This window comes from uncultured Planococcus sp., from assembly GCF_947501725.1.
Lineage (GTDB): Bacteria > Bacillota > Bacilli > Bacillales_A > Planococcaceae > Planococcus > Planococcus donghaensis_C.
In genome coordinates this window covers 44,666-58,536 of sequence record NZ_CANMXD010000009.1, presented here as the reverse complement: position 1 = coordinate 58,536, position 13,871 = coordinate 44,666, and the positions used below count along the sequence as shown (strand labels likewise).

Here is a 13,871-nt window from a genome sequence, read left to right as displayed (position 1 = left end):
AATCATCCTTTCACTAGTAAGTGATTTCAGTATAGCATGGCTGGGAGGTCTCTTCCTTTTGAACAATTACCTATTTTTGGCTGTACTCCATGCAAAGCTATATTGACAAGTGGAAGAACTGGCGACTATAGTTCAACTTAAAGTCTGAACATTACATAAACAAAGCGAGGGGCAATAACGATGAAAGAAGAGCAGGCGTACAAGCAAATCAAGAAAATGATCATTGAAGGAAAATTCTCAGTCAAAGAAGCGATCAGCATCAATCGTCTGGCGGAGCAGCTGGTGATGAGCCGCACACCGATTCACCGGGCGCTGTCGCGTTTGGAGCGGGAAGGCTATATCACCATTACGCCGCAGGTCGGCGTTTTTGTGCGGCGGCCAGATGCGAGGGAAGTGCAGGAGAGGCTGCTGCTTTGCGTCAATATCGATGTTTTCCTAGCAGAGCAGGCGGCCAAGTCCATCAATGAGCTTCAGCTTGAGGAATTGAAAAAACTGCTGGAAGCGATGGAGCAGCCTGCCATTGAACCGGGTGATTACGAGAACTTGAACCGGGATTTCCATACGATGATCTGCCGTGCAGCCAACAACAGCTACGCCTTTCAGGCAAATAAAATCAATTGGGATTACCTGAACTACCTGAATGCTTCCGAAACCTTGTTCCGCGGAGCTAATCGTGAACAGTCGCAAGCTGAACACCGCATGATTTATTATGCGCTGCGTGATGGGGATTCAAAGCTGACAGAGCTGCTGATGAAAAAGCATTTGATGCGGGTTGCGCAATTTATTATTGGTAAATACGGACATATGGATTGAATCTGACAGATATCAAGACCATTTTTAGTAGGTTATATACAGAAAACGAAATGGAATTAGATAACTATTTATTGAGTTTTCAAATATCATTGAAAGTTTAGTTTATTCCGCATAGAATCAGTTACAAGAACAATGTAAGCGTTTTACTGAAGCGGACATGGGATGGAGCGGAAGATGAAAGGGAGGGTGTAAGCAGCAAACAGAAGCTTTGGATTTTATCGGAAAAGGGCTACGTATAGACACACTGAAATATTAGTTGACCATAAAATAAGGATAAATGAACTGATTCCATTAAAAAGAAGGTTGAATACAATTATCAAAAATTTTACTTAGGGAGTGGACAGAATGACAATCACGAAACGGAAAGTCCAGACAGGCACATATGAAACAGTTATACACGAGGGAGGGACCGGCAACAGCGAGACGATCTTTTTCCTTCATGGCAGCGGACCCGGAGCGAGTGCAAGTTCGAACTGGCAGGGTGTTCTGGCGGAATACGCCGAGAATTACCATGTTGTAGCTCCAGATATCCTCGGATTTGGCGAAACCGATCATCCGACAGAGTATCCGGCCAACGGAGCGCAATGGATGAACTGGCGAATCGAACAGGTGTTGAATTTGATGGATGCATTGGACCTGGAGAAGGTTCATCTGGTCGGCAATTCACTGGGCGGCGTCATTTCCCTGTTCCTGGCGATGGATACACCGGACCGTTTCGACCGCATTGTCTTAATGGGTGCTGGCGGCGGTTTGACTGAACCGACACCGGAACTCGGCAAACTGGCTAACTTCCATAAAGATCCGACTGCCAAAGCGCTTCGCAACTTATTGAGCTGGTTCTTGTATGATATGACCGGTATGGAAGACAAGCTGGACAGCATTGTAGAAGAAAGGATGGAACTGTTCAATCGTCCGGAAGTACGCAAATCCTACGAAGAGAACTTCAGTAAGACACAATTGTCCGATATGCTGGTTCCGCCTTCTGCGCTTAAGCGCATGAAGCACGAATTCTTTTTGATCCATGGACACCAGGACCGTTTCGTTCCATTGGCAAGCAGCCTGTACGTAATGGAATACCTGGAAAATGCTGAACTGCATGTCTTTAAGCAATGCGGGCATTGGGCACAGATTGAACAGAGAGAGAATTTCATCAAACTGACTCAGGATTTCTTCAACCGCAATAAAGTATTGAACCGCGCTTAAAAAATAGATAAGGGGTGTTTATATTGACTCAAATGGCGACAGATACGAAAAAGATGCTGGTGGAAAGCGGAACAGCGTTGATTCCAAAGTTAAGAGACCTGAGTTTGGAAATTGACCGCAATAGCGAATTATCCGATGAAGTGATTGAAGAGCTGCGCAGCAATGGACTGTTGAAGGTCCTGCGGCCGGAAATCTTCGGAGGCTACCAAACGAATATGCGCACTTATACAGAAGTAGTGACGGAAATTTCCCGCGGCAATGGTTCGGCGGGGTGGTTCGTGTCACTTAGCAACATCCGTGATTATATGATTTCCTATGCATTCGGCCAACAGGCATTGGATGAGATTTTCGGGGAAGGACAGGATGTCATCCTGGCAGGGAACTTTAAACCGATCAAATGTGAAATTGAGAAAACGGAAGGCGGTTACATGATCAAAGAAGCACAATGGCCATTCGTTTCCGGCAGTCCACATGCCGATTGGTTCTACTTCGGATTTCCGGTGGATGACGGCAAAGGCGGTATGGAAATGGCCATCATGGTGCTGCCAAGACATGAAGTGACTGTTTTAAATGACTGGAATGTAATGGGTTTAAGAGGATCGGGAAGCAACAGTGTGAAAGTCGAAAACGTCTTTCTTCCGGAGCATCGGGTATCGCTCGATCGCCTGGCGAGACAAGGTGAGTACATGATCGAGCCGTTGCGCGAAATTCCTTTATATCAGACGCCTTTTGTTCCTTCATTGACTTTATCGATCGTGGCTCCAGCACTTGGATTGGCGCAGGCAGCGATGGATCTTCATATGGAGCGCGTCGAAAAAGCGGGCATCGGCAATACCTTCTACGCAAAAATGAGCGAAGCGCCGATCACCCACATGCAAGTGGCGCAAGCGCAGCTGAAAATCGATTCTGCCGAGCTTCATCTGTACCGGGCAGTCGATATGCTGGATGATTATTCTGTTCGTGGATTGCAATTGACGATGGAGGAAGGCATCCGTATGAAAGCGGACTTCGGCTACGTCAACCAGCTCTGCAAAGAAGCGATCGACTTGCTGACAGAAGGTGCCGGTTCAGTGTTCTCCTATAACAATAACCTGTTCCAACTGGTCTACCGTGATTTCCTGTCGATGCACCTGCACGGCTTCATCACACCATCGAGCCTGATTGAGACATATGGCAGAGTCATATGCGGCCAGGAACCGAATACGTACTTCGTCTAAACTAAAAAGATTGAAATTTCAGTATATAAAGATACTCACGAGGAGGAATTTGGGATGAGCAAACCGGAAATCGCAAAATTGGGGCATTTTGGATTGGTATCAACGGATTTGGAGAAATCATTGTGGTTTTTTAAAGAAATATTGGGACTGGAAGAAACGGAAGAGCGGGATGGCGTCCATTACCTGCGGGCATGGGGAGATTTCGAGCATCATACACTGACTATTCGTCAGGGTGACGAAGCGAAGCTGGATCATATTGCCTGGCGCACGAAAAAACCGGAGGATGTAGAAGGTTTTGCAAAAATCCTGGAAGAGTCAGGCACTCCTATCACGTGGAATGAAGAAGGCATCGAAGCCGGCCAAGGCAAAGCGTTCCGTTTCAAGATGCCAAGCGGCCATACATTGGAGATCTATTACGAAATGGAAAAAACCCTGGCAGATCCGAAAAGCCGTTCTGTACTGAAAAACCAGTCGCATAAATCATGGGCGCGCGGTGTATCGCCGAGACGCATTGATCATGTCAACTTGCTGTCTTCCTTACCGACCAATGAGCTGGCGGATTTCCTCATGGACAAACTGGGCTTCCAGATGCGTGAATGCGTACAGGCACCGGATGGCAGTTTGGTCGGCGCCTGGTTGAGCGTCACTGCATTAGTGCATGATATCGCCATCAGCCATGACCCGAATGCCGCTTCCACCAATGAAGTCCACCACATTTCCTATTGGCTGGATAATGCACAGGACCTGCTGCGGGCAGCGGATATCCTGACAGAGCACGGCATTCATTTTGTGGGGCCAGGAAAGCACGGCATTTCGCAGGCTATGTATATTTACGCCATCGATCCAGGTAGTGGAGTGCGTGTTGAAATCTTCACCAACGGCTACCTGATCTTTGAACCGGACTGGGAGCCGATTGTTTGGACACTTGACGAAATGGACGTTGGATTCACTTACTGGGGCGACCAGACAGATACGAAAACAGAAAATAATCCGACCATTAAAGCATAGAACAACTTGAATTAGCTAGATAAGTTTAAATTAGAGAGAACAGCTTTTACCAACGCTTCGGTCGCTTTGGGTAGAGCAAAGACGATTGCTCTTGCGCAAGCTCGTCGCCAATGAGTTCCCAAAAATGCTTGGTTCCTCATCGGCTTCCGCAAGAAGCCAGGCAAAGGACACCTATTTTCTTGCTTCGCCTAGCCCTTGGGCGCGCCGGCGTTAAGAGATATAGTGAATTCGGTGTACTTTCACTATATTCAATAAAAGATATGGAGCAAACCAGTGGAGACTCCCGCGGGAAAGCGACGTGCCGAAATCCACTCGGGCGTTTTGCCCGAGTTAGTTCGGCGCAAGCCCGTAGGAAAGCGGAGCTGGTTTGTGGAATATCACAAGGCGAAGATCATTAGTTCAACTTATATAAAACTAAAAATAGAGGAGGAATCATCATGGATGATCGTTTATTCCGAGACGCAATGGGCAAATTTACAACAGGGGTCACCGTATTGACGACAGAGTTTGAAAACGAGCCTGCAGGCATGACAGCAAATGCATTTATGTCGGTTTCATTGACACCCAAGCTGGTGGTCGTATCGATTGGGCATAAGGCACGTTTCCTGGCGAAAGTGCAGGATTCCCAGAAGTTCGCAGTGAATATTCTGGCAGCGGATCAGGAGAATTATTCCCGCATGTTTGCCGGACAGGCGAAAGACGACAGCAAAGTCGCATTCGGTGAATTGGCGGGCAATCCGGTCATTCCGAACGCATTGGCGCAAGTCAGCTGCAAGCTGGTAGCGGAACATGTCGAAGGGGATCATACCTTATTGATCGGTGAAGTGCTGGACATCAAACTGGAAGAAGGCAACCCGTTGATTTTCTTCAGCGGCCAATACCATGCGTTAGCCGAAAAAGCGCCAGTCGTATAAGGGAGAGGAGAATTCGATGGATATTCAAGCAGCGTCAGAAAAGCTGAAGCAAGCTGAAAAGAACAAAGAACCGATTGCTCCATTCACATCCTCGGCAGAAGCGATTTCTGTTGAGGATGCCTACCAGATCCAATTGCTTCAGATTCAGGAAAAAGTGGAGCAAGGTGCGGAAATCAAGGGCTTGAAAGTCGGACTGACCAGTAAAGTCATGCAGGATATGTTCAATGTGGATACGCCGGATTACGGCCATATCCTGGATTCGATGATTTTTGGACAGGATAGCTCAGTCAACGTGGAGCAGTTTATCCAACCGAAAGTCGAGTTTGAAATTGCCTTTGTCCTGAAGAGTGAACTGAAGGGACCGAATGTCACAGTTGAAGACGTCCTGGCTGCTACTGACTACGTCGTGCCGGCGATCGAAATCATCGACAGCCGCATCGAAGACTGGAAATTCAAATTTGAAGATACAGTAGCGGACAATGGTTCTTCAGCGGGCGCAGTATTCGGCAGCAAACGGACCTATGCAAAAGATGTGGATTTGGCTGCTGTTGAAATGAATGCCTACAGAAACGGCGAATGGTTTGATTCGGCGAATGGTGAAGCGGTGATGGGACATCCTGCAAAAGCGGTGGCCTGGCTTGCCAATGCGGTAGCGGAATACGGTATCACGCTGCGTGCAGGTTATTTTATCCTGGCGGGTGCGTTGTCAAAAGCGGTTCCATTTGAAGCAGATGAAAATTTTACAGCTGACTTCGGGGAGCTTGGCGATGTATCGGTATCGTTTGTAAGGGAAGGTGAGCGGGTGTGAAAAAGCTGAAAGTAGGCATTATTGGATCCGGCAATATCGGAACCGACCTGATGTATAAGATCGAACGCAGCGATGCGTTACAGATGAGCGTCATGGTGGGCATCGATCCTGAATCCGAAGGGTTGAAGCGTGCGGCTGAGCGCGGCTACGAAGTGGTGGCGAACGGCATCGATGGCTTGATGGAAAAACTGGAGCTCGTCGACATCGTTTTTGATGCGACGTCTGCGAAGGCGCACAAGCATCATAGCGAACTGTTGGTGGCGGCCGGCAAAAAAGTCATCGACCTGACACCGGCAGCGATTGGTCCGTTCACTGTGCCGACTGTCAATTTGGATGAACACTTTGAAAAACCCAACTTGAATATGGTGACTTGCGGTGGACAGGCGACGATTCCAATCGTCAATGCCATCAGCCGTGTAGTGGAAGTCGAATACGCAGAAATTGTCGCAACCGTCGCCAGCAAAAGTGCGGGGCCGGGAACGCGCGCCAATATCGATGAATTCACCCATACTACTTCTAAAGCGATCGAGCAGGTGGGCGGAGCGAAAAAAGGAAAAGCGATCATCATCCTGAATCCGGCAGAACCGCCGATTCTGATGCGGGATACTGTTCACGCGTTAATGGCTGATGAAGGGCAGGAACAAGCCGTCATCAAGTCGATCAATGACATGGTGAAAGAAGTGCAAAGCTATGTTCCCGGCTACCGTCTGCGCGGAGCACCCCAGTTCGACGGCCGTAAAGTTTCGGTCTTTTTGGAAGTGGAAGGGGCGGGCGACTTTTTCCCGCCTTATTCAGGCAACTTGGATATCATGACCGCAGCAGCGGCGAAAGTAGCAAACGAAATGGCGAAGCAGCTGATGGCTGCGGAGGTTTAGGAGGAGAATCCAATGACGCAACGGTCATTTGAAATACTGGACGTGACACTTCGGGATGGCAGTCACGCCATGAAGCACGCATTTACGGAACAGCATGTCCGCGATACGGCCAAAGGGCTGGATTTGGCAGGCGTCAATTATTTTGAAGTATCCCATGGCGATGGCCTGGGCGGCTCGTCCCTGCAATATGGTTTGTCGAAAGTGGACGAGCTGAAGCTGATCGAGGCGGCAGCGGATGTCTGCAAAACGTCAAAAGTATCGGTTCTGCTGATTCCTGGAATCGGCATTAAAGAAGACCTGCAGGAAGCAGTGAAAGCAGGGGCGAAAATGGTCCGTGTGGCGACGCATGTCACGGAAGCGGACGTTGCGGCCCAGCATATCGCACTCGGCAGGGAACTGGGGTTGAAGACGGTCGGATTTCTCATGATGGCCCATATGGCAAGTGTCGAGAAAATCGTCGAGCAGGCCAAGCTTTTTGAAAGCTATGGTGCTGAAGTGATTTATGTGACCGATTCGGCGGGATATATGCTGCCGCATGAAGTGACGGAACGAATCTCGGCATTGAAGCAATCGGTGGGCTGTGAAATCGGCTTCCACGGCCATAACAACCTGTCGATGGCGATGGCCAATACCGTTGCAGCGGTGGAAGCCGGTGCAACCTATATCGACGGCAGCCTTCGCGCTCTCGGAGCCGGCAGCGGCAATACACAAACTGAAGTGATGGTGGCGGTTCTGGAGCGCCTCGGCTACAGCACCGGAATCGATCTATACAAAATCATGGATGTGGCGAATGAAGTCGTGGCCCCGTTCATGCAGCGGCCCCAGGAAATTACCGGCTCCAGCTTGATCATGGGCTACTCGGGCGTCTACTCGAGCTTTTTGCTCCATACACAGACAGCCGCAGAAAAGTTCGGTGTCGATGAACGTGATATCCTCGTGGAACTCGGCCGCATGAAGGCAGTGGGTGGGCAGGAAGATTTGATTTATGATGTTGCCCAGAGTTTTGCGGCGAAGAAGGCGCAATGACGAGCATTTAATATAGAGGAAATTGGAAACGTTGTAGAGAGACACTCTTTACAGCGTTTTTTTTCTGCATTTTATCCGATATCAAAATGATTCTGTTTGAAAAACTAATAAAAACTACCGGAAAACCACCTTCAATACGGATAATTTCTACTCTAGTATGCAAGAAATGATTTGTGTAATATTTCAGTATATTCTACAAATTTTATTAGCTATATAAGTTGAACTAAAAAAGGAACATTTACCTGCCAATTTGACGGCTAGAGAAGAGAACAATGATCCTCCGCAAGCTCTGTTGCAAAAGTGAACCAAATTCTTCTGGCGTGCCTTGGTTCACACGATAAGCTGTGAAGAACACTCGCCTTATTGCTCCATCTGATCCTTAGCCGCACCGGCGTTGGAGAGCTCTCATAGATATGGAGCAAAACAGCGAAGACTCCTGCGGCTTAGCGATTCGACCGATACACCGCAGGGAACGCAGCGGACGAGGAGGATTGGGCGGGAGTCTTTGGCAGTTGGCACCGCGACGTCCTGTCGCGCCAACTGCATGACCCGCATCCTGCGGGCCCGAAAGCGAAGTTGTTTTGCGGAGTATCGGCTAGAGTAAATCTTTAGTTAAATTTATACAGAAAGAAATAATTGTAAACGCATACAAAGGGGCGAAAAGAAAATGGCGAATCCGGAAATTGCAAAGTTGGGTTATGTGTCGTTGGTGACACCAGATTTAGAAGCATCTCTGCACTTCTTCAAAGAAGTGATCGGGCTTGAGGAAACGACAGAAATTGATGGCGTCCATTATTTACGGGCATGGGGAGATTTTCAGCATCATACCTTATCCATTGAAAAAGGGGACAGCGGCCATGTGAAATACATCGGCTGGCGAACGAAAAACCGCAAGGATGTTGGAGAGTTCCGGGAGCTTCTGGAAAATGACGGCGTAAAAGTGGATTATTACACGGCTGGTGAAACGCCGGGCATCGGTGAAGCGATCCGGTTCCAGCTGCCAAGTGGACATACTTTTGAATTGTATTACGATATCGAGCGCCCAGCGCCCGAGGAACACCGGAAATCGGTATTGAAAAACCAGACTTATAAAGCCTGGGCAAAAGGAATTTCACCGAGAAGGCTGGACCACGTCAATATCCACACGACGACGGATGCCGGCATCACCTACGAATTCCTGAAGGAGCTGGGATTCAATATGCGTGAGTATTTGCGGGATGACAATGGCGATATCATTGCGGGCTGGATGAGCGTAACGCAATTGGTGCACGATGTGGCGTTGGCGCAGAAGCCGTCGTTGCCGTCACCGGCCCGAATCCATCACATCTCCTATTGGTCAGACGATTCGCAGGACATCCTGCGGGCGGCGGATATTCTCAGCGAAAATAATATCGAATTTATCGGTCCAGGAAAACACGGCATTTCACAGGCTCTTTACTTGTACGTCATGGATCCCGGCAGCGGTTTCCGAGTAGAACTCTTCACAGGCGGTTATTTAATCTTCGAACCAGACTGGGAGCCGGTCGAATGGACGATGAAAGATCGGGCAGTCGGCAATACGTATTGGGGAGATTCAGTACAGGACAAGGAATTGAACAATATCACCATCGAAGCGAAATAAGGAGAAAAGAGGCGAACTCTCATGAAAACAATCGAAATCGATTACACGAACTTGCAGCAGCATCAGCTTGAACTTTCACCGCATGTCATCGCCCTTGGATTTTTTGACGGATTGCATAAAGGCCACCGGACCGTTATCGAAGAAGCGAAGAAGAAAGCGGATTTGCTGGGATTGCCCTTGTCGGTCATGAGCTTTTTCCCGCATCCGAAAAGTGTTTTGTCGAAAGGCAACGTGCAGGTCGATTACTTGATGCCTTTGGAGAAAAAGCAGCAGCGGCTGGCAGAGCTTGGTGTGGATCTGTTCTTGATTGTTGAATTCAATTTGGATTTCGCCGCTTTATCTCCCGAACAGTTTGTGCAGGATTATCTGGTGGGGTTAAGCGCGCAGCATGTTGTCTGCGGATTTGATTACACGTACGGCTCTAAAGGAGCGGGAAATGTCAAGACGCTTGCCGATCATGGCGGCGGCCAGTTCGGTGTAACGGAAGTGGCGAAAGTGGAAGTCTGCGGAGATAAGATCAGTTCAACACGGATCCGCGAAAAGTTGGCGACTGGTGATATCGAGTTCCTGCAGAACATGATGGGTGAAGCTTATACCATCGAATGGTGTCCGGAAAATGGATTACTGCCGCATTATACCTTGCCGGCAGCCGGTGAATACGTCGTCACGCTGAAATGCCATGACCGCGAGATGACCGGTATTCTGCAAGTGACGGCCGACCGGCAGATCAATTTCAACCGAATCGGCTTTATTTCAGACAGACGCATGACCATCAAATGGCATAAGGAAGTTGAAGAAAACGTCTTCAGCTTCGTTTGATAAATCAATGGCAGAGGATGATTGGATGACGAAAAATAAACAGTTCAAACAATTGCTCGAGCAGCCGAACACATTTTTGCTGCCGGGTGCTTATGACGGAATGACTGCACGGATGATCGAAGAATTCGGGTTTCCCGCTATTTACGCAACCGGCGCCGGAATTTCCAATGCCCAGCTCGGATGGGCGGATGTCGGACTCACGGCGGTCACAGAAATAGCGGATGTGGTAGCGCGCATGTCGGATGTCACCAATGTGCCGATCGTCGTAGACGGAGATACCGGATTCGGCAATGCATTGAATTTGATGCGCACCGTTAAACAATTGGAGCGGGCAGGTGCTTCGGCTATCCAGTTTGAAGATCAGGTAGCCCCTAAGAAATGCGGCCATTTCGGCGGCAAGCAAGTGATTTCAAAAAAAGAGATGGTCAATAAAATCAAGGCGGCCGTCGATACACGGCAAGCTGAAGATTTGTCGATCATCGCAAGAACCGATGCCCTGGCCATCTATGGCATGGAAGAGGCGATCGACCGGGCCAATGCCTATAAGGAAGCGGGAGCTGATGTCATTTTCGTTGAAGCCCCGACCACCGTTGAACAGCTGACGCAGATCACGGCACAGGTTCCGGATATCCCTCATATCATCAATATGGTTGAAGGCGGCAGCACGCCGCTGGTTTCGCTTGAAGAAGCGGAAAAGATGGGCTTCCAGATCATGCTATGTGCCAATACCGTATTGCGTTCAGCTATCAAAGGCATTCAACAAAGCTTGGGAATCCTGCAGCAGGACAAGTCACAGGAGAACATCCATGAGTTCATCTGTACGTGGGAAGAACGGCAGGAGCTGTTCAAGCTCAAGCAGATCAAGCAATGGGAAAAGCAATACCTTGAATTTGATGTACTAGAGGAGGCGCGCAAACGATGACGAGAGAAATCGATTATGACATTGCCATTATCGGCTGTGGTGCAGCAGGAACAGCGGCGGCTCTGGCAGCTGCAGAAAAAGCGAAGGAACAGGATCAGCAATTGAAGATCGCCATCATCGAGCGGGCGGACTTTGATAACCGGGGCGGCAACTCGCGTTGGACAGCGGCGTATATGCGCATGGAGACCATCGACCAGCCGGCACCGAACTTCAAGGAAGATATGATGGCCTTCTCGGATAATTTCTCAGATCGCCAATATATTGAAACACTTTACGACCATGCCGGACCGACTTTGCGGTGGGTCGAATCGAAAGGGGTCGGGTTCGACTATTTGCCGACCATGTTTTTGACATCTGCCAAACCGCGCTTGTTGCCTGTCGGCGGCGGACGCGCCTTGATCGATACGTTGTCGCTGCGTGCGCGGGCACTCGGTGTGGAAATCATCTATGAAGCGACGGCCTGGAATTTGACTTTGGATGAAGAAGGCGCAGTCGAAGGGCTGAAAATCCGCATCAAAGGCGGCAACTCGATTGATTTGAATGTCAGTACGGTCATCCTGGCATCAGGTGGTTTCCAGGGGAGCCAGGAAATGATGGCGCAGTACATCGGACGGGATGCCCATAAGATTCCGCCGGTTGCTGAAGGCGGTCTCTTCAATAAAGGAGAAGGCATCCGCATGGCTATGCAGCTCGGCGCCAGAGGATCAGGGCAATGGGACGCTTTTCATGCAGAACCGGTCGATCCGCGCAGCAAGCGTGAAGAAGCGGGCGTCATGACTTACCCGTACGCCATCCTTGTCGACCAGAACGGCAACCGGTTCGTCGATGAAGGCGCATCGACGATCGATGAACAATATGAAGCCGTGGCGCGTAAAATTTTCTATGAACTGCCGAACCATATCGCTTATATGATCACCGATCAAAAATTATACGATATTCCAAATTACGAGGAAGCGCTACAAACCGAACAGCCGCCTGTAACCGGCGAAACCATCGAAGAGCTGGCGGAGAAATTGGACATTCCTGCAGAGATCCTGGCGAAGACGGTCGGAGATTTCAATAAAGCGGTACAGCCTGGTGAATTTTTGTGGAATAAGAAAGACGGCAAAAAAGCTGTCGGCATCGAACCACCTAAATCCAATTGGGCTGTACCGATCGATCAAGGGCCGTATATCGCTTATCCGATTATTTGCTGCAACGTCTTCACCAATGGCGGACTGGCAACCGATGTGCACGGCCGCGTCTTATCCAATGATAACGAGGCGATTCCAGGCCTGTACGCTGCAGGAGAGATGACCGGCCTTTATTACGGGAAATACCCTGGCGGTACGTCAGTGTTGCGTGGCCTTGTATTCGGCAAACGTTCAGGGGAGCATGCAGTGGAGTACATTTCTTCAAACGTGAAATCTTATTCTTAATGAAAAGGGGTGGAGCTTTTGTTAACAGGGAAAGTGGCGCTGGTCACAGGCGGCGGCCGTGGAATCGGCCGTGAAACCTGCATTCTCCTTGCTTCATATGGAGCGGATGTAGCGGTTTGTGCAAGAAGTGCGGATGAATGCCAGGAAGTGGTAGATCTGATCACTGAACAATACGGCGTCCGGGCCATTGCGGTAATTTGCGATGTGGGCGACGAAGAGGCAGTGAAACAAGCAGTTGAAACGGTGGAAAATGAACTTGGTAAAGTGACGATCCTGATCAATAATGCCGGTGTCATGAGCCTCAAGCCATTTACAGAAACGACTCTTGAAGAATGGAAATGGGTGCACGATATCAATGTCCATGCCCCTTTCAACTTGAGCAAAGCAGTCGTACCGGGAATGATTGAACAGAGGGACGGCGTCATCATCAATATCGGCTCGATCTGGGGTACAAAAGGCGGACCGAACCGAAGTGCCTATATCTCATCCAAGCATGCCATCATCGGATTTTCAAAAGCCTTGGGAGAAGAGTTGAAGCCGCATGGCGTCCGCGTAAATGTAGTGAATCCGGGTCCTGTCGACACCAGAATGATTGATGACTTGGGCATGGATGTTGATAAAAGCGGCTGGCTCAAGCCGATCGACATCGCCCATGTAGTGGTTGACTTATGTCTGCCGAAAATGGTCGCAGTTACAGCAGCATCGATTGAAGCGTTCGGTGCAGGACAGCCGATCGCCAGCTTACAAAAATAAAACGCGAAGGGAACGATAAAAATGACTGAATTCGTATCAGCAATCTCATCAAAAAATATCAGCCTTGAATTATCCACTAAACTATTGGAGGCTGCAGTAGAAAAAGGAAAAGAATTGGGCATGCCTTTCAGCATCTCGATTGTCGACAGAGTCGGAAACCTTAAAGCTTTCTCAGCGATGGACAATGCGCCGGTATTGAGCCTCGATATCGCACAGAACAAAGCCTTTTCAGCAGCAACCTATAACCGTGCGACACATGAATGGTATGACCGTTTGAAGGATGATCCACCGTTATTGCATGGCCTGGTACATACAGAGCGCCTGGTTATTTTCGGCGGCGGTTATCCGATTAAGATCGACGGGGAATTGATTGGTGGAATCGGTGTCAGCGGCGGCCATTACACGCATGACATGCAGGTTTGTGAAGCAGCCCTGGAAGTTGTGGAGCAGCTTAGCACAAAGGCAGTGTAAAGC

At 49.2% G+C, this 13,871-nt stretch carries 14 protein-coding genes; all 14 read left to right on the top strand.

Annotated features, from left to right (window positions below):
* Positions 1–180: 180 nt before the first annotated feature.
* The 14 genes from Q0785_RS13730 (at position 181) to Q0785_RS13665 (ending at position 13,868) form a co-directional block, all read left to right on the top strand.
* Positions 181–813 carry a GntR family transcriptional regulator gene (locus Q0785_RS13730; protein WP_298830740.1) on the top strand — a complete coding sequence of 211 codons (633 nt, stop codon included), beginning with the start codon at positions 181–183 and terminating at the stop codon, positions 811–813.
* A gap of 345 nt (positions 814–1,158) precedes the next feature.
* Positions 1,159–2,016: an alpha/beta hydrolase gene (locus tag Q0785_RS13725; protein ID WP_298830738.1), complete on the top strand. Its 858-nt coding sequence runs from the start codon at positions 1,159–1,161 to the stop codon at positions 2,014–2,016.
* 32 nt (positions 2,017–2,048) lie between these two features.
* On the top strand, positions 2,049–3,233 hold the full coding sequence (locus Q0785_RS13720) for an acyl-CoA dehydrogenase family protein (RefSeq protein WP_298831154.1): 1,185 nt from the start codon (positions 2,049–2,051) through the stop codon (positions 3,231–3,233).
* Positions 3,234–3,287: 54 nt separating this feature from the next.
* Entirely contained in the window at positions 3,288–4,241 is a 954-nt protein-coding gene (locus Q0785_RS13715) for a VOC family protein (RefSeq protein ID WP_298830735.1), read from the top strand.
* Between the two features lie 437 nt (positions 4,242–4,678).
* Complete coding sequence (locus Q0785_RS13710) at positions 4,679–5,155, top strand: flavin reductase family protein (protein ID WP_298830732.1); 477 nt, start codon at positions 4,679–4,681, stop codon at positions 5,153–5,155.
* A gap of 16 nt (positions 5,156–5,171) precedes the next feature.
* On the top strand, positions 5,172–5,963 hold the full coding sequence (locus tag Q0785_RS13705) for a 2-keto-4-pentenoate hydratase (protein WP_298830729.1): 792 nt from the start codon (positions 5,172–5,174) through the stop codon (positions 5,961–5,963).
* Positions 5,960–6,838 (top strand): acetaldehyde dehydrogenase (acetylating), encoded by an 879-nt coding sequence (locus tag Q0785_RS13700; RefSeq protein ID WP_298830726.1) that lies wholly within the window; start codon positions 5,960–5,962, stop codon positions 6,836–6,838. Before Q0785_RS13705 ends, Q0785_RS13700 begins: the two co-directional genes overlap by 4 nt.
* Before the next feature lie 12 nt (positions 6,839–6,850).
* On the top strand, positions 6,851–7,864 hold the full coding sequence (gene dmpG / locus Q0785_RS13695) for a 4-hydroxy-2-oxovalerate aldolase (RefSeq protein ID WP_298830723.1): 1,014 nt from the start codon (positions 6,851–6,853) through the stop codon (positions 7,862–7,864).
* 667 nt (positions 7,865–8,531) lie between these two features.
* Positions 8,532–9,485, top strand: a complete 954-nt coding sequence (locus tag Q0785_RS13690) for a VOC family protein (RefSeq protein ID WP_298830720.1) — start codon at positions 8,532–8,534, stop codon at positions 9,483–9,485.
* Between the two features lie 21 nt (positions 9,486–9,506).
* Positions 9,507–10,304 carry an adenylyltransferase/cytidyltransferase family protein gene (locus Q0785_RS13685; protein ID WP_298830718.1) on the top strand — a complete coding sequence of 266 codons (798 nt, stop codon included), beginning with the start codon at positions 9,507–9,509 and terminating at the stop codon, positions 10,302–10,304.
* 25 nt (positions 10,305–10,329) lie between these two features.
* On the top strand, positions 10,330–11,226 hold the full coding sequence (locus Q0785_RS13680; RefSeq protein WP_298830715.1) for an isocitrate lyase/PEP mutase family protein: 897 nt from the start codon (positions 10,330–10,332) through the stop codon (positions 11,224–11,226).
* Entirely contained in the window at positions 11,223–12,644 is a 1,422-nt protein-coding gene (locus Q0785_RS13675) for an FAD-binding protein (RefSeq protein WP_298830712.1), read from the top strand. The genes Q0785_RS13680 and Q0785_RS13675 overlap by 4 nt, the downstream gene beginning before the upstream one ends.
* A 9-nt stretch (positions 12,645–12,653) precedes the next feature.
* Positions 12,654–13,397 (top strand): SDR family oxidoreductase, encoded by a 744-nt coding sequence (locus Q0785_RS13670; protein ID WP_298830708.1) that lies wholly within the window; start codon positions 12,654–12,656, stop codon positions 13,395–13,397.
* A 21-nt stretch (positions 13,398–13,418) separates the two neighbouring features.
* Positions 13,419–13,868, top strand: a complete 450-nt coding sequence (locus Q0785_RS13665) for a heme-binding protein (protein ID WP_223641216.1) — start codon at positions 13,419–13,421, stop codon at positions 13,866–13,868.
* The last annotated feature ends 3 nt before the right edge of the window (positions 13,869–13,871 follow it).

Bases quoted from the DNA above. Each gene is read 5' to 3' on its own strand.
- Q0785_RS13730 (WP_298830740.1), top strand. From the start codon at position 181: ATGAAAGAAGAGCAGGCGTACAAGCAAATCAAGAAAATGATCATTGAA.
- Q0785_RS13725 (WP_298830738.1), top strand. From the start codon at position 1,159: ATGACAATCACGAAACGGAAAGTCCAGACAGGCACATATGAAACAGTT.
- Q0785_RS13720 (WP_298831154.1), top strand. From the start codon at position 2,049: ATGGCGACAGATACGAAAAAGATGCTGGTGGAAAGCGGAACAGCGTTG.
- Q0785_RS13715 (WP_298830735.1), top strand. From the start codon at position 3,288: ATGAGCAAACCGGAAATCGCAAAATTGGGGCATTTTGGATTGGTATCA.
- Q0785_RS13710 (WP_298830732.1), top strand. From the start codon at position 4,679: ATGGATGATCGTTTATTCCGAGACGCAATGGGCAAATTTACAACAGGG.
- Q0785_RS13705 (WP_298830729.1), top strand. From the start codon at position 5,172: ATGGATATTCAAGCAGCGTCAGAAAAGCTGAAGCAAGCTGAAAAGAAC.
- dmpG (WP_298830723.1), top strand. From the start codon at position 6,851: ATGACGCAACGGTCATTTGAAATACTGGACGTGACACTTCGGGATGGC.
- Q0785_RS13690 (WP_298830720.1), top strand. From the start codon at position 8,532: ATGGCGAATCCGGAAATTGCAAAGTTGGGTTATGTGTCGTTGGTGACA.
- Q0785_RS13685 (WP_298830718.1), top strand. From the start codon at position 9,507: ATGAAAACAATCGAAATCGATTACACGAACTTGCAGCAGCATCAGCTT.
- Q0785_RS13680 (WP_298830715.1), top strand. From the start codon at position 10,330: ATGACGAAAAATAAACAGTTCAAACAATTGCTCGAGCAGCCGAACACA.
- Q0785_RS13675 (WP_298830712.1), top strand. From the start codon at position 11,223: ATGACGAGAGAAATCGATTATGACATTGCCATTATCGGCTGTGGTGCA.
- Q0785_RS13665 (WP_223641216.1), top strand. From the start codon at position 13,419: ATGACTGAATTCGTATCAGCAATCTCATCAAAAAATATCAGCCTTGAA.